The organism is Vibrio sp. T20, assembly GCF_007858795.1.
Classification (GTDB): domain Bacteria; phylum Pseudomonadota; class Gammaproteobacteria; order Enterobacterales; family Vibrionaceae; genus Vibrio; species Vibrio satsumensis.
On record NZ_VFEB01000061.1, the window covers coordinates 119,993 to 139,144 of the forward strand.

18 protein-coding genes are annotated in these 19,152 nt (G+C 45.1%); 8 read left to right on the forward strand and 10 right to left on the reverse strand.

Annotated features, from left to right (window positions below; all coding sequences use genetic code 11):
* Positions 1 to 51: 51 nt before the first annotated feature.
* Both FTW16_RS04975 and FTW16_RS04980 read right to left on the reverse strand, forming a co-directional pair.
* Entirely contained in the window at positions 52 to 678 is a 627-nt protein-coding gene (locus FTW16_RS04975; protein WP_146490285.1) for an HD domain-containing protein, read from the reverse strand.
* Positions 679 to 874: 196 nt separating this feature from the next.
* On the reverse strand, positions 875 to 1,534 hold the full coding sequence (locus FTW16_RS04980) for an HAD family hydrolase (protein ID WP_102448156.1): 660 nt from the start codon (positions 1,532 to 1,534) through the stop codon (positions 875 to 877).
* A 411-nt stretch (positions 1,535 to 1,945) separates the two neighbouring features.
* On the opposite strand from FTW16_RS04980, the gene FTW16_RS04985 reads away from it, so the two are divergent.
* Positions 1,946 to 3,274 (forward strand): anaerobic C4-dicarboxylate transporter, encoded by a 1,329-nt coding sequence (locus tag FTW16_RS04985; RefSeq protein ID WP_146490286.1) that lies wholly within the window; start codon positions 1,946 to 1,948, stop codon positions 3,272 to 3,274.
* A gap of 210 nt (positions 3,275 to 3,484) precedes the next feature.
* Here the strand turns inward: FTW16_RS04985 and nagA are convergent, their stop codons facing one another.
* On the reverse strand, positions 3,485 to 4,621 hold the full coding sequence (gene nagA / locus FTW16_RS04990; RefSeq protein ID WP_146490287.1) for an N-acetylglucosamine-6-phosphate deacetylase: 1,137 nt from the start codon (positions 4,619 to 4,621) through the stop codon (positions 3,485 to 3,487).
* Between the two features lie 15 nt (positions 4,622 to 4,636).
* Positions 4,637 to 5,332 (reverse strand): N-acetylmannosamine-6-phosphate 2-epimerase, encoded by a 696-nt coding sequence (locus FTW16_RS04995; RefSeq protein ID WP_146490288.1) that lies wholly within the window; start codon positions 5,330 to 5,332, stop codon positions 4,637 to 4,639.
* 227 nt (positions 5,333 to 5,559) lie between these two features.
* Here FTW16_RS04995 and FTW16_RS05000 point away from each other — a divergent pair, with 227 nt between their 5' ends.
* Positions 5,560 to 7,167, forward strand: a complete 1,608-nt coding sequence (locus FTW16_RS05000; RefSeq protein WP_146490289.1) for a PTS transporter subunit EIIC — start codon at positions 5,560 to 5,562, stop codon at positions 7,165 to 7,167.
* A gap of 94 nt (positions 7,168 to 7,261) precedes the next feature.
* The gene (locus FTW16_RS05005; protein ID WP_146490290.1) at positions 7,262 to 8,110 is read left to right on the forward strand and encodes a MurR/RpiR family transcriptional regulator; all 849 of its coding nucleotides are present in this window, start codon (positions 7,262 to 7,264) and stop codon (positions 8,108 to 8,110) included.
* 106 nt (positions 8,111 to 8,216) lie between these two features.
* Here FTW16_RS05005 and FTW16_RS05010 read toward each other — a convergent pair whose 3' ends face one another.
* The 3 genes from FTW16_RS05010 to FTW16_RS05020 form a co-directional block, all read right to left on the reverse strand.
* On the reverse strand, positions 8,217 to 8,540 hold the full coding sequence (locus FTW16_RS05010) for a DUF4144 domain-containing protein (protein ID WP_146490291.1): 324 nt from the start codon (positions 8,538 to 8,540) through the stop codon (positions 8,217 to 8,219).
* Between the two features lie 90 nt (positions 8,541 to 8,630).
* Entirely contained in the window at positions 8,631 to 9,422 is a 792-nt protein-coding gene (locus tag FTW16_RS05015; protein WP_146490292.1) for a CLCA_X family protein, read from the reverse strand.
* A 90-nt stretch (positions 9,423 to 9,512) separates the two neighbouring features.
* Positions 9,513 to 10,214: a flavin reductase family protein gene (locus tag FTW16_RS05020; RefSeq protein ID WP_146490293.1), complete on the reverse strand. Its 702-nt coding sequence runs from the start codon at positions 10,212 to 10,214 to the stop codon at positions 9,513 to 9,515.
* Positions 10,215 to 10,392: 178 nt separating this feature from the next.
* On the opposite strand from FTW16_RS05020, the gene FTW16_RS05025 reads away from it, so the two are divergent.
* Both FTW16_RS05025 and FTW16_RS05030 read left to right on the forward strand, forming a co-directional pair.
* Positions 10,393 to 11,724: a ferric reductase-like transmembrane domain-containing protein gene (locus FTW16_RS05025; protein ID WP_146490294.1), complete on the forward strand. Its 1,332-nt coding sequence runs from the start codon at positions 10,393 to 10,395 to the stop codon at positions 11,722 to 11,724.
* Positions 11,725 to 11,917: 193 nt separating this feature from the next.
* Positions 11,918 to 12,325, forward strand: a complete 408-nt coding sequence (locus tag FTW16_RS05030) for a hypothetical protein (RefSeq protein ID WP_065206759.1) — start codon at positions 11,918 to 11,920, stop codon at positions 12,323 to 12,325.
* Between the two features lie 270 nt (positions 12,326 to 12,595).
* Here FTW16_RS05030 and FTW16_RS05035 read toward each other — a convergent pair whose 3' ends face one another.
* Entirely contained in the window at positions 12,596 to 14,038 is a 1,443-nt protein-coding gene (locus FTW16_RS05035; protein WP_146490295.1) for an N-acylglucosamine 2-epimerase, read from the reverse strand.
* A gap of 302 nt (positions 14,039 to 14,340) precedes the next feature.
* Between FTW16_RS05035 and FTW16_RS05040 the strand changes: the two genes are divergently transcribed.
* Both FTW16_RS05040 and FTW16_RS05045 read left to right on the forward strand, forming a co-directional pair.
* Complete coding sequence (locus FTW16_RS05040; RefSeq protein ID WP_146490296.1) at positions 14,341 to 14,889, forward strand: DUF2975 domain-containing protein; 549 nt, start codon at positions 14,341 to 14,343, stop codon at positions 14,887 to 14,889.
* A gap of 10 nt (positions 14,890 to 14,899) precedes the next feature.
* A complete protein-coding gene (locus FTW16_RS05045) occupies positions 14,900 to 15,133 on the forward strand; it encodes a helix-turn-helix domain-containing protein (RefSeq protein ID WP_146490297.1) in 234 nt (77 codons plus the stop codon).
* Between the two features lie 71 nt (positions 15,134 to 15,204).
* Here the strand turns inward: FTW16_RS05045 and FTW16_RS05050 are convergent, their stop codons facing one another.
* The gene (locus FTW16_RS05050) at positions 15,205 to 15,852 is read right to left on the reverse strand and encodes a glutathione S-transferase family protein (protein ID WP_146490298.1); all 648 of its coding nucleotides are present in this window, start codon (positions 15,850 to 15,852) and stop codon (positions 15,205 to 15,207) included.
* A 98-nt stretch (positions 15,853 to 15,950) separates the two neighbouring features.
* On the opposite strand from FTW16_RS05050, the gene FTW16_RS05055 reads away from it, so the two are divergent.
* A complete protein-coding gene (locus FTW16_RS05055; RefSeq protein WP_146490299.1) occupies positions 15,951 to 16,802 on the forward strand; it encodes a LysR family transcriptional regulator in 852 nt (283 codons plus the stop codon).
* 126 nt (positions 16,803 to 16,928) lie between these two features.
* Here FTW16_RS05055 and FTW16_RS05060 read toward each other — a convergent pair whose 3' ends face one another.
* Complete coding sequence (locus tag FTW16_RS05060; RefSeq protein ID WP_146490300.1) at positions 16,929 to 19,043, reverse strand: methyl-accepting chemotaxis protein; 2,115 nt, start codon at positions 19,041 to 19,043, stop codon at positions 16,929 to 16,931.
* Positions 19,044 to 19,152: the final 109 nt, after the last annotated feature.

Sequence of the window (19,152 nt, forward strand, 5' to 3'; positions counted from 1 at the left end):
ATTAAAGCGAATCTTTATGATATGGGGACTAATTTCTATATGAAAAGGAGCTTAAGCTTCTGTCGCTAATTGAGCGAGAAAGCCACGCATATAGTCAGTGCGCTTGTTAGCTTCTAACTTGGCGGATTCTGTATTCATGGTTTCAGCCAGCTTAAACAGCTTCACGTAGAAATGGTCGACGCTGTAATGCTTGTCGTCCAAGTCACGTTGCGTCGCGAACGGGTCTTCGTGGTTGTAAAGCTCAGCGTTAAAGCTTTGACCTACGTACAGGCAGCGAGCAATACCAATTGCACCGAGAGAATCAAGGCGATCCGCATCTTGGACGATTTGCGCTTCTATGGTTTCTGGTGTGATGTTGGCGCTGTAGCTGTGTGTGAGAATCGCGTGATGAATCTCATCAAGGTAGGACGCTGGATAGTCGATAGATTTGAGGAAAGAGATCGCCTTGTCTGCCGCCATTTGTGAGCTTTTGGCTCTGTCTGGGTGATTCTTAGGAAAGGTGAAGCAATCGTGAAGATAAGTGGCGGGTAGAACGACCTCAAGCTTAGCCTGTTCTTTAGCACACAAAGCCTTGGCGGTTTTGACTACGCGTTTGATGTGGCTGATGTCGTGCGCCGCATCTTGTGTCATTTCTTGTTTTGCAAAATCAAGCAGTTGGCTTTCAAACTTTTCCTTCACGCGTCTCTTTCTCCATATTTAGACGTTAGCAATCTTGCTTATTACTTAGCATATATTTCACATCGACTTTAACAGTTTCAAGCGCGAGTTTTTATCTTTTATAAAAGGAATACCCACAAAAAAACCGACTCTGTGAGTCGGCTTAATAGATAAGCTTGTCTACGTTGATAAAAGCATTATCAACGGTAGTGAGAGTCTAAGCCGCAGCTTGTTGAAGCTGTGCTAACACATCATGCAGAGAAGGGCTGATGGTGTGTCCAAGCGCTTTTACTTCGTCACATGGCTCTACTAAATCAGGAATCTGGAAGCTGATCATGTTGGCTGCCATAGAAGCGCGAATGCCGTTGTTTGAATCTTCAAACGCCAAGCAAGTTTCAGGCGCAACACCTAGGCGTTCTGCTGCAAGTAAGTAGATCTCTGGGTGAGGCTTACCATTGGTAACTTCGCAGCCTGTGCTTAGTGAGGTGAAGTAAGAATCTAGGCCAGCCAGCTCAAGCTTCTTCTTCGCGATATCAAGCTGAGTTGACGTCGCCACCGCGATTGGAATGTCGTTTGATTTTAGCCATTCAAGCAGTTCGATCACGCCATCTTTAACTGGGATAGCTTGGTGCTTAACAATCGCACTGTAGCGAGTGCGCCATTCGTTGTTCAATGCTGGGTAATCTAAGCTTTCGCCGTAACCATTTCTAAAGATCTGTTCGATGGTTTTTGCGTTACAGCCAATGATGCCTAGGTAAACATCCTGCAAAAACGGAACACCTTGCGCGTGACATGCTTCTTCAAAAACCTGCATACAAAGTCGCTCGGTGTCGAGCAACAGTCCATCCATATCAAAAATAGCAGCTTGGAAATTCATATCCGTGGTTCTTTCTGTGTTGTCGTGGTGAGGGCGAGTATTTTGACATAGTGTCTGGAGATAGGCGAGTCAGTGTTACGTGAGAATATGCAGAATTGGCTCAGTAATATGCCTCTGGATGAGCTGTGATGTAATTAATTTGGTCTGGAATGATATCGTTAAGTTATGAGCCTGATATTTTATAGGTCATACCGTTCTAACAGACACAAGAATGATTATCATACATAACAAATCTAGGTTGAGCACCTAGCTTCCTATTACAATTCATAAACTTACAGGCGTGTTAGCGTGACCATAATCTTATAAAAAACAATTCGCGGAAGCCTGCAATCATAGTGTGACCAAGCAAAAAGTAAATGGTGGAACTTACGGACAAAATAGAATTAGTCCACATTTTTAGCAGGGTTGCTTATGTTGTATTTTGAGTTTCTATTTTTACTTGTCGTTCTCTATATCGGTTCTCGATATGGTGGTATTGGTTTAGGGGTTGTTTCTGGTATTGGCTTGGTTATCGAGGTGTTTGTCTTCAAGATGCCACCAACGTCTCCACCTGTCACCGTAATGCTGATTATCCTCGCCGTGGTAACCTGTGCTTCGATCCTCGAAGCGGCTGGTGGCTTGAAATACATGCTGCAAGTTGCGGAAAGGGTGCTCAGAAAGAACCCGAAACGTGTTACCTTGATAGCCCCGTTCGTGACTTATTCGATGACTTTCCTATTGGGTACTGGCCACGCGGTTTACTCAATCATGCCGATCATTGGTGATGTGGCATTGAAGAATGGCATTCGTCCTGAACGCCCGATGGCGGCAGCTTCAGTCGCGTCTCAACTTGCAATCACAGCATCGCCAATCTCGGCGGCAGTGGTGTACTACCTAGCGCAACTTTCAGATATCCAACATTCCATTACTTTGCTTTCAATTCTATTGGTGACGGTGCCTGCAACCTTGTTCGGTACGTTGTTACTTTCTCTGTACAGCTTGAAGCGCGGCAAAGAATTGAACGACGATCCTGATTATCAAGCTCGTTTAAAAGATCCTGAGTGGAAAAAACGCATCGAGAGCACTACTGCGACTTCTTTGGATGAAGTACTGCCAACTTCGGCTCGTAATGCGGTATTGATTTTCCTATTGTCGATTGTGGTGATTGTTATCGTGGCGATGGTGCCAGAGATCAGAACAATCGTAGACGGCGACAAGCCAATCAAGATGTCGGTGATCATCCAAATGATGATGCTCTGCTTCGGCGGTATCATCTTGCTGGCAACCAAAACCGACCCGCGTGATGTACCAAATGGTGTGGTATTCAAATCAGGTATGGTGGCAGCGATTGCTATCTTCGGTATCGCTTGGATGTCAGATACTTACTTCCAATACGCAATGCCTCAGTTTAAATCTGGCATCGTGGAAATGGTGACCAACTACCCATGGACGTTTGCACTAGCGCTATTCATCGTATCGGTTGTAGTGAATTCTCAAGCGGCTACTGCACGTATGATGTTACCTGTTGGCCTCGGTCTAGGTTTAGACCCAGCCTTGCTCATCGGCTTGATGCCAGCAGTGTACGGTTACTTCTTCATCCCGAACTACCCATCAGATATCGCAACAGTGAACTTCGATGTGTCAGGCACCACCAAGATTGGTAAGTGGTACTTCAACCACTCATTCATGTCGGTTGGTTTGATCGGTGTGGTCGGCGCATGTTGCTTAGGCTACGCACTGGCACAGATTTTTATCGCTTAATGTATTAGCTAAGTAAGAAACTAAAAACAGCGCCTGAATTGGCGCTGTTTTTAGTTGTGATTAAGGAGGTGTCGTCAGTCGTTTTGATATTTATGACTCTTAAAGAACAGGTGGGTTAACTGAGTTTTGAAGTATCGATGATCTGAGAGGACATTAAAAAAGGCCACTCAATAGGGGGGTGAGTGACCTTCAGGAGTTTAGGTTGGGTTTTTAGCAGGAGTATAAATTCCCATCGACTAGAACGGAATTTGGTTCGCCGTTTTTATCAAGAATTGTTGCAGATGCTCGGTATCCTACTTTTAGGTAGCCTAGTTCATTTTCAAGATTCATCGCATGGGCTGGGTTAGTGCTAGCCATTTGGTAAGCGTGTTCTGGGCTAACGCCCCAATCAATAAGGTTTTTTACGGACTGAGCCATGGTGATATGCGCGCCTGCGAGGTTGCCTGCTTCGTTAACTAACTTACCATCTTTGACTCGAATCTTTTGGCCATCAAGAATGAAGCTTTCATCAGGGTTTCCTACTGATGCCATTGCATCGGTAACCAGCACCATTTTATTTTTGGGCTTGAGTTTGATAGCCATTAACAAGTTTTGTGGGTGAACGTGAATACCATCAGCAATGTAAGATGCCCAACAATCATCATCACTTAGTGCGATACCGACTGCGCCAAGTTCACGACCAGTTTGTGATGACATCGCGTTATATAGATGGGTAAAACCATGGATGTTCTTACGCTTACCAATCAGATCTAGCTCGGTAAGGTTGGTATGTCCTGCTGCAATGATGCAACCCTTATCTGATAGCCATTTGATGGATGCTGAGTCCACTTGCTCAGGCGCTAAAGTGATGAAGTTAATGCCTTGCGTTAGCCACGGAAAAGCGTCCAACTGTTCAATGCTCGGGCTGTAGAAGTTATTTTCATCGTGAGCCCCCTTTTTTACAGGATTTAACCATGGACCTTCTAAGTGAATGCCTAGCAAACCATCAACTTTTTTCTCTATCCCTTGCTCAATTGCGTTTAGCGCCGCTGTCATAGCGGATGGCTTTTCGCTCACTAGGGTAGGTAATAGATACGCAGTGCCGCCTTTGCGGTGTGCTTTTATGATGGTTTCAATCGTGGGAACGGATTGAGCATCATTGAGCATCATGCCACCACCGCCGTTGACTTGAATATCGATAAAGCCTGGGGTAATGATAGCGTCACCGTAACTAATCAAATCGACACTTGAATCGAGTTTGTCGATTGGGGTTATTTCGAGGATCCCGGTGTGATCAAACACTAAAGCGTGTTGCTCTAGATAGCGTTCACCGTCAAATAATGTGCGTGCGGTAATGGCTTTCAACATGATGCTATCCTTTTCTTATTTCGCTATTTTTGCACTAGCGGCTGCGTCGAGGTACCACGATGTTGCAACTTCTAGACGCGTTAGTGCGGAGCCAACAGTCACTGAAAGCGCACCGGCTTGGATTGCTTGTTTGCATAGTTCTGGAGAGTTGAATCTTCCTTCTGCCATAGTGAGATAGCCTGCTTGAGCAAACTTGGTAACCAGTTCAAAGTCTGGCTCTTCTGGAGTTGTTTCACCAGTGTAGCCAGAAAGCGTAGAACCGATCAATTCAATGCCTTGGGAATGCGCCCAGAAGCCGTCTGCAAACTCGGCACAATCGGCCATACCAATACAACAAGATTGAACAATAGCTTGCGCAATGACTTGGCGGGTTTCCGGTCTAACTCGATCGGTCGCATCGAAAGCAATAATCGCTGCACCGGCTGCTTCTAGTGCTTTCACATCATCAACAAAGGGTGTGATACGCACCGGGCTGTCAGGTAAATCTCTCTTTACGATGCCAATGATAGGGATGGATACGGCTTTCGCCACAGCAGCAACGCGTTCAGCACTTTCTATTCTTAACGCTGGTGCACCTGCCATTTCTGCGGCCTTTGCCATAGCAACAACAAACTCAGTGGTGTCGAGTGGACTTCCTTCAACTGGTTGGATAGAAACGACAATAGTGTCGGCCAGTGTTTTGGCTATTTTAGTGATATCCCAGTTCTTCATTACTCGCCTCTTAATATGATCTTTATTCTTCAGAACTTATTTATGAGGCAGTTATACTACTGAAAATAATCTTCATCCACAGTGAAGATTATATTTTTTATACCGATCACAGATTTTCTTTATGGTGTTTGAAGAAAATTTTTATTGTGTTGATAATTGACTCGATTAAGGGGAGCTGCATAGCGGTTTAAATACAATTTTAATAAATCAAAGGGTTTGGAGGGTACATGAACGGTATCTTTTCTGTACTACAAAAGATCGGTCGGGCATTTATGTTGCCCATTGCTGTTTTGCCAATGGCGGGTATTTTACTTGGGGTTGGTGGGGCATTTACGAGTGGGCCACTCATTGAAACTTATAATCTGACCTTCTTAGCTCCAGGAACGCTTGCCAATCAGTTTTTGGTACTCTGTTTCCAAGCGGGTCTATTCGTGTTTGTAAACCTACCATTGCTATTTGCAGTTGGCGTTGCGATTGGTATGGCGAATAATAATAAAGAAACAGCGGCACTCTCCGCAGTACTTGGCTTCTTATTATTTCACACAGTGATTGGTGCAGTACTTGGTTTCCAGGGATTCTCACCAGAGACTACCAGTATTGAGGGGCTTATTGCGGCTGGCGCCAATGCGGATGAAGCGGTGGGTTTAGCCTCTCTGTATACCAAAGAGCTTGGCATATTTACCCTACAAACAGGTGTTTTTGGCGGTATTACGTGTGGCCTACTATCGGCGTTTATCACTAACCGTTTCTCAAACGTGACACTACCTGATTATTTGGCGTTCTTTAGCGGAAACCGCTTAGTACCCGTCATGACAATGGTGTTCTTTATTCCGTTAGCATTTGTGTTCCCATTCATCTGGCCACCAATTTTTAAATCTATCGTTTTTGCAGGTGAAGCCTTCTCTGCAATGGGGTACATCGGTACTTTCTTCTACGGCTCATTGATGCGTCTATTGAACGTATTTGGTCTCCATCATGCGATTTACCCATTGTTCTGGTATACCGAATTAGGTGGCGTACAAGAAGTTGCCGGTGAAATGGTCGCTGGTGGCCAAAAGATTTTCTTTGCTCAGCTCGCTGATCCAGCGACGGTACATTTTAGCTCTGAAGCAACACGCACAATGACCGGTGGCTTCTTACCAATGATGTTTGGCCTGCCTGCCGCAGCTTTAGCTATGTACCGCTGTGCAGACGATAAGAATAAAGCCAAAGTAAAAGGTATCTTGTTCTCAGCTGCGTTAACGTCGTTCCTGACAGGTATTACTGAGCCACTAGAGTTTACTTTCTTGTTTGTTGCACCAGCATTGTACGCGGTACACGCAGTGCTAGAAGGCATCGCTTACATGTTGATGCACATGCTGGACGTCGCGGTTGGCATTACTTTCTCTCGCGGTATCATCGACTTTACCTTCTTTGGTCTGTTACAAGGAACAGCGAAGACATCGTATCAATGGATTCTGATCCTTGGCCCGATTTACTCTGTGATTTACTACTTTGTGTTCAGCTTTATGATTCGCAAGTTCAATTATTCAACACCGGGCCGTAACGATGCTGAGAGCAAACTTTACACACGTAAAGACTATAGCGGTAAAGAAGGTGGGCTGATTGATGACATCGTGACGAATTTAGGTGGTAAAGAGAACATTGCTTCGATTGACGCTTGTATCACTCGCCTGCGAATTACTGTGAAAGACAGTGAGTTACCTGCCAGTGATGAGGTTTGGAAATCGTTGGATGCCAAAGGAGTGATTCGCTCCGGCAATGGTATTCAGTTGATTTACGGAACTCAGGCTGAAACCTATAAGAATCAGATAATCGAAAAATATCAGTTATAACAATTAATTGAGATAAGAGCCTAGCAATCGCTAGGTTCTTGTTGTTTGGAAATTACGTTATACTCACTGCGTTAGTTATGGAATCAAGAGCACTATGAACGCACAATCTCAAGTCAATTTACTCTCTCGCCTTCGCTATGGCATGGAAGGTTACAGCCCTAAATTAAAGAAAGTGGCTGATTTTATTGTATCTAACGCTGATAGCGCTCAATACCTAACCATTACAGAGTTAGCAAGAGATACTACGACAAGTGAAGCGACCGTGATTCGCTTGTGTCGAGACTTGGGCTTTAAAGGTTACTCTGACTTTCGAATGGGATTGGCAATTGAGCTAAGCCAGCCGCGATCACAGAAAGCAAATGAACCCCTTAATGAGAATGCAGATCGAATTGACAGCGCGACCCAAAGTGCGATTACCAGCCTGCAAGACACCAGTACACTGATAGATAGAAAGCAGATTGATCGTATTTGTCAGATGATTCATGAAGCCGACAATATTCATTGTGTCGGTGTTGGGGCATCGAGCATTGTTGGTCGTTACTTATCTTTTCGCTTAACTCGAATAGGTAAATGCTCGACCATGTTTGAAGACACTCATATTGCAGCGATGCGTGCCGTTAAGTCGAAAACAAGTGATCTGTGGTTTGCGATTTCAAGCTCGGGTTCAACGAAAGATGTGGTGTATGCCGCGACAAGAGCGAAGAGCCAACAGTCTCCAGTTGTGAGCTTAACTAACATTCGCCATAGCCCATTATCAGTGACTTCTGATGAAGTGTTGGTTGCCGCTAGACCAGAAGGCCCTTTAACTGGCGGTGCATTCGCATCAAAAGTAAGTGCATTGCTTTTGGTCGACGTCTTGATTAATCAGTTGGTGGCTGAGTACGAAGAGTACGCAGAATCGGTAAAAGACACCGCTGAAGTAACCATGGCGTTTATGGTTTGAGTACTGAATTTATTGGATACTCGATTTGATTTTGAAAAACAGCGCTTATTCGGCGCTGTTTTTGTATCCACTGTTTAACGAGCCTGATTTGTATCAGCGACCAATCTTAACGTGGCTCAAAAGCCAAAGACTGAATTGCTTCTTCGACAGTCAGGAAGTGGATCTTCATCAGGCATACTTCTGCTTTCTCGAACTCGTGATTTCGAATCAGTTTGGTCACGTTTTCAACTGAATACTGCTCAGCTCGTTTAGCTAGAGACAGTTGATTTGATCTTGATTCAAGTGAGTAGCTGTCGCCTTCAGAATCGATGAGGTAATCATCTTCGCCCAAGATCATATCTGAGCATTCTGCCTGAAATTCTTTTTCGGATGCGACGTAAATAAGTTCATCATCACCGTCGAGTTTTACTAAAGATGGCCAACTGATCATTACTGCCTCTAAATCATGTGTGTTGAAGTTTGTGTCGACTATAAACAGTTTTGAACCTTGGATCACCTATTGTCCTGACTGTTCAAAACGTTACTTACTTAAAGACCGCCCTAATGGTGCAAAATAGTCTAGCATCGCATTGTAGATTTCCTCTCTATGAGCGAGGTCGGGGTACAGAGGGAACATATCTGGTTTGGTTGTGCCATCAACTAGGTAACTGTTTTCGATATCTGAGCAGGATTCAATCGCAGATTCAAAAGCGCGCGCCATCATCTCTGTTGGTAACGAGAAATAACGAGCAGATGTCGCTTTGTCGGCAATAACACTGCGCGCAACGTAGTCGTGCTTATCCAGGTTGTTGTCACTGAGTAGTGTGGCATCGAACAGAGACATCAAACTCTCGTTTAATGGGTGAGGTCGCACCTTTCTATCGTGTAACCAACAGTTGCTAGCGAACAAGATGTGTTTTCGAGGACCTGATGTGTCACCAATCTCAAACGCTTTTTCGGCAATATAGTGGTCAAACGCATGCCAAAACTCGTGGGCGAGTGCACCAGCACCAGCGTTCTTGGCAAGGGCTAATTCTCGTTGGTTCGGTGCGTAGTGTGCTTGCACGCCTTTTCTGCCACCACTGCCAAACGCTAAGCCTAATGTGCCGCGCAGGCCAATGGCTTCTGGCGGCAGAGCCAAGATGTAAGCCAAGTCTGCAAGCGAGTCGAATATCAGATTCGCAGCCAGCTCTTTCTCTTCTTTGGTTACCCAAGCACCCACGCGAATACTGCCCATACCAAAGGTCTGCTTGATGTCCATGAAAGACACCTGATCACCATGGCGATAGTCTGGGCCTTTGCGAGTCTTGTATTTAAAGTGGGTTAACTTCAAAAGAGTCCTTGGAAATGGTGGTAGATGCAGTTTAGAACTGTTGTGTGCGCATTAGGTTAAGCTTAGAAAGTTAACACCTTTGTGACTAAATTACCGAACAAAATGAGTTAGGTTGTGTTCGAAAGCCTCCCATGAGGTTGGGGTGCCTTCGTGGGTCAGCGGAAACAGAGACTTATTTGGCTTGGCGTAACTCAATCGGTGAAGCCTTTGCGTGACGTGGTAGCTATCGAGCCCTGAAATCGTGACTAAATCTAGCGCTTCTAAATCAAGGTAGCCATCCGGCATCACGGCACGCTTGGGTGCTTGAATCGTAATAACCTCTCCAATCAGCATCTGGGTTTGATTACTCTCTATTGATATCTGTTCTTTCAAAACCAGCCCTATCTTGAGTGCACTTTCTAATACAAACGGCGCGGGAAACATGTCGTCATAATAAGGGGTGAGCCCGACGGCTTTGAATTCGGATGCCGACTTTGGATAACGAGCCGAGGTTTGATGCGCTTTTTGAACAAAGTCAGCGCTGATGCTGTTGATGGTGAAGTGCTGAGTTTCTTGGATATTCTCTAATGTGTGGCGACGGCTCTCTGCTGGCCGAACTATGAAGCCAAACAAAGGTGGGTTTGACCCTAGATGACCCACAGAGCTCACCACAGCAAGATTTTCTAGCCCTTGTTTATCACACGTACCAATCAGGTTTGCGCTCTTGAACCCCGATAAGGAGTTAATTAAGCGAGCGCGCTCTCGCTGATCCATCGTTTGTATATCTTGTCTTGAAAGGGTCATGTCCTTCATATCTTCTCTTCTTCTCATTTTTGTTTTCGACGATTTGTTTACTAACCAAATTATATTTACGCGGAAGCCCCCTCTAACGATCAGCTGAGCGTGTGCCTTTGCATAGATTTACGTATGTTGACGTCGCTTTACATCACGCAAGCTAAAGTAATGATGTCGTCTTTATGAGTGTTAAAAAATGAAAACAGTCCGCAATATCCTCTGGGCAATGATTGCCATAATGTCAGCCTTTTGGTTTGCGATGGAACCGCAACTCTTCGCTTCAAGCAACGTATTTGAATGGCGCTCCGCCATGATTCAGTACTCGGGTATTTTGTCTCTGATGTTAATGTCCATCACCATGATCTTGGCGATGCGTTTGCCTATGGTTGAGAATTGGCTCAACGGCATGGATAAAGCGTATCGAGTCCACAAATGGTTGGGTATCGGTGGCGTAGCTCTGGGTGTGACACACTGGTTGTGGTACCAGATCCCTAAGTGGCTAGTGATGTCTGGAGTGTTGGCTAAGCCTGTTCGCCATGATGGTTCCGGCCCGGCAAGAACTTTGTCTGGTTGGGAAGCGTGGGTCAATGGGCTACACGGTTTCGCTGAAAATATTGGCGAGTGGGGTTTCTATCTATTGCTTGTTTTACTGGTGGCGTCGTTGTGGGCGGCAGTGAAATACAAACCGTTTAAATTGTCACATCGCTTGATGTCTGTCGCGTATCTGTTGATCGCGTTTCACTCGGTATTACTGCTCAAACATGCCTATTGGGGCCAGCCTATTTATTACCTAACTGTGACTTTTGCTTTGGTTGGGTCTATCGCGGCGATTTACAGTTTGTTTGGTTTTGTAGGGCGTCGTAATCGTCACTCTGCTGCTGTTTCTTCCACTCGATATTTTCCACAAGCCGAAGTGATGGAGTTGGTGCTAAAGCCCGATACATCTTGGCGAGGACACAAAGCAGGGCAGTTTGCGTACTTGCGCTTCGGCAATGAAGACCCGCACCCGTTTACCATTGTTTCGGGCAGCGAAGATTCAGAACTGCGCTTCTTGATTAAAGAGTTGGGTGACTTTACTAATGGTCTTTATGAACGAGTAAATGCGGGCGATGCGGTTACGGTGGAAGGGCCTTATGGTCGACTTGAGTTTGACTTAAGTAAGCCACAAATTTGGATTGCGGGTGGTGTCGGGATAGCGTCATTTTTTGCAACGCTTGAAGCGCTCAAAACAGAGAAGACTCACTCTCACATCGAGCTGTTCTATTGTACTCGTGGTGTCGATGAGCATTTAGTGGATGAGTTATGGCACCTTGCACATCAAGTTGGAGTGAATTTGAACGTGATAGACACCTTGCATTCACCTCGATTAAGCGCTGAACGCATTGCTCATCAGTGTGGTGATTTAAACGATTATGAACTGTATTTCTGCGGGCCAGAGCTGTTCTCAACATCGCTTAAAAAAGAACTCGATGCGTGCAAGTTCAATGTTGACCAGAATTATCACGAAGAGCTGTTTGTGATGCGTTAAAAAGACCGAATGAGGTATCAATAGCGTCAAGTTTGGCTCTTCGTTGCGGTGTTGGGGGAGCTGTCTGATTTGGCGTTATTGATACTTAACTACAAGCTCTAATTAAAAAGGCAAAAGTTACTCAATTTTTTATTGCAGCGGTTTGCTATTGAGCGATACCATGTACGGCTGTTTTATTGGTAAAGATTGCAAAATGTCAGATGAAAAGCTCGCGCTAGAGTGGATGCGTCAACAAGCGCATAGAATTGATCCATATGTTATAAATCCATCATTTGATGAGTGTGTCGAACTGCTTGAACCTGCTTTCAAAAAAGGGAAAAGTGTCGCGCAGCTAAAATATCTATTATCAGAAGCCGATCGCCGAGCTGGCGCTGCCGAGCGTAAACATGCCGCCTTAAAGTTCGCCAAAGAAAAAAGCCCGAAGGCAGGCCAAAACCTTCGTCTGCAAAGCAAGCTTCAGCAAGTTCAGTTAGCGCTAAAGCTAGCAACTGGCGACAACAACATGACCATATCGCAGTTTTGTTCTGAATATGATGTTAGCAAGCGGGACGGTAACGTAGCGTGGAATGAAAAGCTGGTTGAGCAGAACAAGAAGAAGTGATTTTCGCAATGCCTTATGCTTTTTGAAGTGATAAATGATAAATGATAAATGATAAGTGATAAGTGATAAGTGATAAGTGATAAGTGATAAGTGATAAGGCTTCATCGCTCAAATACCAATTTCAAACCCTACCAATAAATGCCGTTCAACTGTGTTTTAAAAGCCTGAAAAGCGTCTTCTCTTCTCAGGCTTTGCTAACGGCTAGTCACTCATCTTTTCCGTCTTAACCGTAAATCACTGCTAAAAGTATCGATTAGCGAATTTCATATATTACGGTCGAATGTTATTGAAACTGACCTTCTGCGTTCCATCAACTTGACTCTCCAACTCCACCACATCACCTTGATAATAGTAAGGTTCCATTGGCATCTTGCTGTTGGTTGGCCTTGCGTAGTGCAATACCGCGGGTTGGTCCTCAACTTGCTGCGCGTACAAATAACCAATCAACGCGTGCTCAAATTGATGGTAGCCGTTGCCCCAATGAAAAGCCTTAGTACGCTTAGGTTCAAGCCCTACGCCACCGTATTTGTGGTCAACCCACACATCATGAAAGGTTGGCAGGGTGTATTGCAGAACTTCTTTCATTGAACCATCAACAAGCGATACCGTCATTGCGGCTTGATCGAGCTCTGCCCATTCCCATGATGACGCCCAATTAGTGTTTGGCTTGCTTTGCCACCCAGTAATCTCTTGTCCTTTCCACGTATTCTGAAGTTCCTCGCCAAAATATTGGGAGACGTTCACGAACTCTTTCTGGTATTGAGCTTGCTCTAAGGTGTGTTTCATCCCTTGGATGCCAAATTGCGACCATTCAGAGTTATTCAATGTTTGGCCTGTCAGATAAGTCATCCAATACGCTTTGATGGTGTGCCCAAAATCGTTGTGATTGGCGTTCGGCATCATGGCTGCTTTGCTGTGAATGGCACCGTAGAAGCGTTGTTCATCTTCAGAGTGATAATGATCGACCATGGTTTGGGTTAGCCAATTCAGGTCATCAAGCCATTGTGTCTTGATGGGCTCTTGTAGCAGGGGTGCTACTAACAGCATGTAGCCGTTAATCTGGTCAAGCTGTGCAACCAACTCCCGCTGAGTGGCTTTGCCATCTACGCCGTCAGTAAGTACCCACGCTAGGCCGCTGTTGTCGTTAAGTCGATATTTATTAAAGATAAATGCTTGTTGGGCAATGAGCGCTTCCTCTACCTGCTTGTCTTGGGTTAGGTAGTAGTACATTGCCAATCCAACTAGTGCATACGCTTGATCTTGAGCCGTTCGCTGTTGCCACTCAAGCCCAGATTTCCCACCTTTGGTAAAGCTGATGAAACCGCCATTTTGTTTATCTTCTAAGTGTTCAATAAGGTAGTAAGCCCCTTGCTTAGCGAGCGCTAATGCCTGCTTATCACCAGTCAGGTGGTATAGCACGCCATATGCGTAGGTTTGGCGTGATTTCATCCGAGTGAACTCTTTGCCAAAGTGTGGCGTGATCCAGCCTCTGTTCAATTCAGGACAAACATTAGTCACATCAAGCAATGTTCCATCATCACAACGAAAAGTAGGGAAGTTGCCTATCGGTTCGCCCTGAGCGCTCGGCATCATCCAATAAGGCGCAAGCCCTTCAGAAGCATGATTGATCCAGTCTTGTCCAGAGGGAGGGGTGACGTTGGCAGATACAGCTAAGCTTGTGACACTGAGGAATGCGATAGAGGTTCGTAACATGATGTTTATCTTAACGAATTGGATTTTGTTGAATATAAACAATCAGGTCTGCACATTGTGGTTCGGTGATCACAGTCGACAAAATTATTGCGATTTGGGTAAAGGTTCAGGTGATTGGTGGTTAAGTGAATCGACTCGAGAGCGAGCTAGGGCCTTGATCATTAACTGATAAATCTAACGCTATTTTGCTTCTTAATTAAAATGTTAAAAGGTAATAAATTATCGAAAAACGATAATTTATTATTGATCATCATTTAATTTGATCTTAGTATCCTCCTGTCAACTTAACAGGAATATTCATTATGTCTAACATCCAAAAACAGAGCCGACGTGTTCGCATGCTATTGCAGTTCTTTCTTGTACTTACTCCTATCATGGTGTGCTACTTCTGGTTAACCGCTGAGACTCCCTATGACTTTATAAGTGCGACAGGTATTTTTTATCTCACCTATGACATCGGGAGTTACACGATGTTGCCGCTTACTATGACAACAAGAATGGTTGCTGCGTTCACAAGTTTAGCGATGTCCAGCATCCTGATATACGCACTAATGGTTCTGATACGTTTATTTCGCAACTATGAGCGAGGCGAAATCTTCTCTTTGGAAAACGCAATGTCATACCAGAAACTCGGGTATAGCTTTTTCTATTGGGTATTTGGGTCGGTTATCTATGGTTCATTGATGTCAGTGATTTTGTCGTTCAATAATCCACCAGGTGAGCGTATCTTTGAGATTAGTTTTGTGGGTATGGACTTTTTGACACTTATATTAGGTATGATTATCTTGATCATCTCATGGGTGATGAAAGAGGGTTATATTTTGGCCGACGAACACAGCCACACGATTTAAAGGACTTGTCATGACTATCTGCATTAATTTAGACATTATGATGGCCAAGCGGAAAATGCGATTGAAGACATTGGCAAAAGAAGTAGGGATTACAGAAGCCAACTTGTCGGTGTTAAAGAATGGCAAGGCCAAAGCGGTAAGGCTATCGACACTTGATAAGTTGTGCGAAGTGTTAGAGTGCCAACCTGGTGACATATTGGAATTTGAAGCGAATGTTCACCAAGACAGCGTTACTTCCGAGTAGCGAGTCAGCGGATCGTATTCACTAGTAACAACAATGAGTCTCGACGCTATTCGAGACTCATTCTCTCCAAACTAAACAGGTTCTCCCGCCTCGTCTTCTTCAACGATATCCTTTTCTAAACTCGCCTCCGCCAACCATTTTTTTATAGACGGGCTATTCAACACTCGTTGTTGATACTGTCGGGCCTTGTCCGAAAGCTTGATGCCATAGGTTTCGACTCGCAGCGCTACAGGTGCAAACATCGCATCAGCAATCGACCATTCACCAAATAGCCAGCCCTCTGGGTATTGCTCCATTTGCTCTGACCAAATGGCATCGATGCGAGCGATGTCTTTTAGTGCACCTTCACTCAAAACCAATTTTCTTTTGGCTCGGCAATTCATTGGTAATTCATTTCTGATGTTGAAAAAAACAGAATGCATTTCTGCCGAGATAGCTCGGGCTAAGGCGCGCTCTGCAACGGATGTTGGCCAGGCAGCGCCGTTTAGGTAGGTATCATTAACGTATTCGAGAATTGCGAGTGAATCCCACACTGCAACGTCACCATCAACTAGAGTCGGCACTTTTGCGGTGGGCGTAACTTTCGCTAACGTGTCGTAAAAATCTGGCGTGAATAGCTTAAGTTTGATGACGTCTGCGTTGAGGTTGTAGTGTTCAAATATTAGCCATGCGCGCAGTGACCAAGTGGAGTAGTTCTGATTAGCGATATAAAGCTGCATAAATGCTTCCTTGCGTTTGGTGGGTATGCATTTGAGCTTAAGGGATTGTATTACGGCGCACTAACGGATAATTTTGATGCAATACATTAATAAAAACGATGGGTGGTGATTTCAATATGGATATTGATGCGTTGCGAGGCTTTCTCGCGTTTGTGGAGACCAGCAGTTTCACACGCGCTGCAAAGCAGATTAATCGCACCCAATCAGCCTTTAGTGCTCAGATGCGCAAGTTAGAGGAAGAACTTAACGTCACTCTGTTTCAAAAGGAAGGACGCAACCTGGTTTTGACTGAGGCGGGCTTGGCATTACGTTCTCATGCGGAGCAACTCGTCGCACTCCACAATACGGCGTTGAAACAAGTAAAACGTTATGAGGACAAACAGCCACTGAGATTAGGTTGCCCTGAAGACTATAACGACAGTATCTTGCCGAAAGTGATTAAGCTGTTGCAGAACGCAGAACCCACGTGCTCCATTCAAATATTTAGCTTGCCGAGCATTACGCTTAGAGAGTGGCTTGATGATGGTAGGCTTGATGCTGCTATCGTGACCCGCGCTCCCGATAGTGAAGAGGGATATTGGCTAACCAATGATGTGGGCGTTTGGATAAGCAGCCCTGATTTTGTGTTTGATGATTCTAAACCTGTCCCACTTGCTCTGTTCCAGACGGATTGTAAATACCATGCTGCGGCGGTGAATGGTTTAACTAAACAAGACACGCCATATCAGCTTTTGGCTTGTAGTAATACGGCTTCAGCGCAGCGTGCAATCGTCAAAGCTGGGTTGGCAATTGGTGCGATGGGCAAGCTCAGTGTCACGCCTGATTTGAAGATTCTCGATGATATGCCGCCGTTACCTGCGGTAGACATCGTACTGTTGCTCGCGAGTAAGCATCATCCAGTATTGGACAAAGAGGTACTCAATCAACTTGTCGAGTTGGATTCTGATTAGCTTTTTTCTAAATGACTTTTGTTTTCTCACTCAGGAGTTGAGCTTTTTACGATGAGATAAGGTGGATAAGAGATAGGCCGAGAACATTGCGTTTCTCGGCCTTGTTTTTATGGAAGAGAGAGCGAATTAAGATAGCTTAAATTTACTCAACTCCCCGTGCAAATCTCCGGCTTTTACTGTCAGCTCATTACTGATTTCTACCGAGGATGTCATGGTGCCCATCACCTCAACGGCAGTGTCATTGATGATCACCACATTACGGTTAATCTCTTCTGATACCGAGCTTTGTTCCTCAGCAGCGGAAGCAATCTGGTTGTTCATGTCGTTGATCACTTCAATGGCTTGGTTAATCTCAGACAGCGCTAAATGGGCGGCTTGAGTTTCGCCTTTGGTATCGTTCGCTTGCTGTTGGCTTTGCTCCATCAACACCACGATAGATTGGGTCTCTTGCTCCAGGCGCGCTAGCATTGAGCGGATCTCTTCGGTCGAACCTTGAGTACGGTTTGCTAGGTTACGTACTTCATCGGCCACCACGGCAAAGCCTCGTCCTGCTTCTCCTGCGCGGGCTGCTTCAATGGCAGCATTCAGTGCAAGCAAGTTAGTTTGTTCTGCAATACCACCAATCTCGCTTAAAATGCCTTGAATAGCAGTGCTCGAATCGACCAAGTTTTGCGTTTGTTGCTGCGCATCATTTACTTGAACCGCTAAGCTATCTACCGCGCTGGCGGCATTGTCCATGCGTGCCATACCATTAAGGCTGTTGCTTTGCACTTGGCTCGCAGCTGCGGCCGCTTGAACGGCTGAACTTGCCACTTCTTGTGCAGTCGCACTCATTTCATTAATGGCTGTTGCAAGTGAGTTCACCTCGTTAACTTGAGAATTCAACTGATCACGAGAAACTTCAGCGCGAGCTTGGCCTTCAGCGGCATTTTTATCTACTTGGTCTGCCGTTACCATAACGGTTAGGAGCATTTCTTGTATGCGAGATAGGAAGGTATTGAACCAATGTGCTAGCTGAGCAGTTTCATCCTTACCTTTCACTTCAATGCGATAAGTTAAGTCACCCTCGCCTTGTGCTGCATCTTTGAAACGTTCCACTAAGTTGTTCAGAACCTTGCCTAAAGAGTTGGCGATAAATGCCATGGAGGCAATGCCTAGAAGAGCTGCGATGATCCCCGCCCACACACCTTTTTCAAGTGCTTTTGAATTCTGCTCATCACTCCACTGGGTGTATTCATCGACACTTTTTGCAAGGTGACTACTGGGAACCGACACCATGACTACCCACGGTGCGTCGCTAGTCTCGATAGCAGTAATGGCGTACTCATCTCCGCCAAATGTAACCAACCCAGCCCCAGACTGTTTAGCGATAGACTGAACTCGCGACCACTCTTTTTCTAGCTCTGGTGAGACTTTCTTACCAACCATTTTTCCAGCACTGCTGTTGGCCAGTGTAATGCCTTTCCAGGAAGTGATGAGGATCTTGCCTTTGCCATCAAACAGGTCACGCGCAAACAATTCACTCTGGCTTTGAAGCTCGAACAAAGACAAATCAAAGCCAATTGAGCCAATGATTTTCCCGTCTTGTTTGATTGGTTGGCTGATGGTGGTGATGAGCTCTTGCTTACCTCGAACCGGGTAGAAATACGGTTCCATCACAAATGTCTTACCGGTTTGGTAAGGCATTAAGTGCCAGTCGTCTTTTCGCTCCCCGTTGCTGTTGAGTTCAGTATTGCTAAAGCTTTCCATCGCGACTGCATCAAAGCTGTTTTGGTCATTGGGAGAGAAGAACGGGGCAAGGTAGCCCTGACTGTTGAAACCTAATTCGCTGTTCAAGCTAATCTCGCCATTCAGATCGGTTTGCTGTGGCCATGTTTTGTTTTCCCACACCATGTAGCCAGCAAATACGGCTTTGTTTTGTGCTTCTAGCGCGGCAGTAAACTGTTTAACAACAAGGTCTGCGCTTGCGTTGCTTTCTGAACTCAACTCAATTATTGAGCGTACTTGTTTTAGGTTGGCCAATACAGGGTCAAGCTGGTTAGCGATGTTTAAACCTTGTTGAAGTGCTGTGTTTTGTAAATCCGATGTCGTGGCGTCTGTCAGCTGCGTTTTGACTTTTTTAGTGACTTGCTCATTCACATCGGTAAATGCGTTGGTCGTCATCCCCATTGCGATTAACAGGGTGAAAGCCATTGCCCCGCCTGCACTTACCGCAATTCGTGTACGTATACTGTTAAACATATGATCTCATGCCAAATATTTTAAATTTGCTGAGATTTTAAACAAGATAAATGAATGAAAAATTCAAAATAATGAATACAAAAAGAATAGACAGATTAAATTTATAAAC

What these genes read in the sequence shown, in the direction of transcription:
- FTW16_RS04980 (WP_102448156.1), bottom strand. Translation starts at nt 1,534, where the DNA reads ATGAATTTCCAAGCTGCTATTTTTGATATGGATGGACTGTTGCTCGAC.
- FTW16_RS04985 (WP_146490286.1), top strand. Translation starts at nt 1,946, where the DNA reads ATGTTGTATTTTGAGTTTCTATTTTTACTTGTCGTTCTCTATATCGGT.
- nagA (WP_146490287.1), bottom strand. Translation starts at nt 4,621, where the DNA reads ATGTTGAAAGCCATTACCGCACGCACATTATTTGACGGTGAACGCTAT.
- FTW16_RS04995 (WP_146490288.1), bottom strand. Translation starts at nt 5,332, where the DNA reads ATGAAGAACTGGGATATCACTAAAATAGCCAAAACACTGGCCGACACT.
- FTW16_RS05000 (WP_146490289.1), top strand. Translation starts at nt 5,560, where the DNA reads ATGAACGGTATCTTTTCTGTACTACAAAAGATCGGTCGGGCATTTATG.
- FTW16_RS05005 (WP_146490290.1), top strand. Translation starts at nt 7,262, where the DNA reads ATGAACGCACAATCTCAAGTCAATTTACTCTCTCGCCTTCGCTATGGC.
- FTW16_RS05010 (WP_146490291.1), bottom strand. Translation starts at nt 8,540, where the DNA reads ATGATCAGTTGGCCATCTTTAGTAAAACTCGACGGTGATGATGAACTT.
- FTW16_RS05020 (WP_146490293.1), bottom strand. Translation starts at nt 10,214, where the DNA reads ATGAAGGACATGACCCTTTCAAGACAAGATATACAAACGATGGATCAG.
- FTW16_RS05025 (WP_146490294.1), top strand. Translation starts at nt 10,393, where the DNA reads ATGAAAACAGTCCGCAATATCCTCTGGGCAATGATTGCCATAATGTCA.
- FTW16_RS05030 (WP_065206759.1), top strand. Translation starts at nt 11,918, where the DNA reads ATGTCAGATGAAAAGCTCGCGCTAGAGTGGATGCGTCAACAAGCGCAT.
- FTW16_RS05035 (WP_146490295.1), bottom strand. Translation starts at nt 14,038, where the DNA reads ATGTTACGAACCTCTATCGCATTCCTCAGTGTCACAAGCTTAGCTGTA.
- FTW16_RS05040 (WP_146490296.1), top strand. Translation starts at nt 14,341, where the DNA reads ATGTCTAACATCCAAAAACAGAGCCGACGTGTTCGCATGCTATTGCAG.
- FTW16_RS05045 (WP_146490297.1), top strand. Translation starts at nt 14,900, where the DNA reads ATGACTATCTGCATTAATTTAGACATTATGATGGCCAAGCGGAAAATG.
- FTW16_RS05050 (WP_146490298.1), bottom strand. Translation starts at nt 15,852, where the DNA reads ATGCAGCTTTATATCGCTAATCAGAACTACTCCACTTGGTCACTGCGC.
- FTW16_RS05055 (WP_146490299.1), top strand. Translation starts at nt 15,951, where the DNA reads ATGGGTGGTGATTTCAATATGGATATTGATGCGTTGCGAGGCTTTCTC.
- FTW16_RS05060 (WP_146490300.1), bottom strand. Translation starts at nt 19,043, where the DNA reads ATGTTTAACAGTATACGTACACGAATTGCGGTAAGTGCAGGCGGGGCA.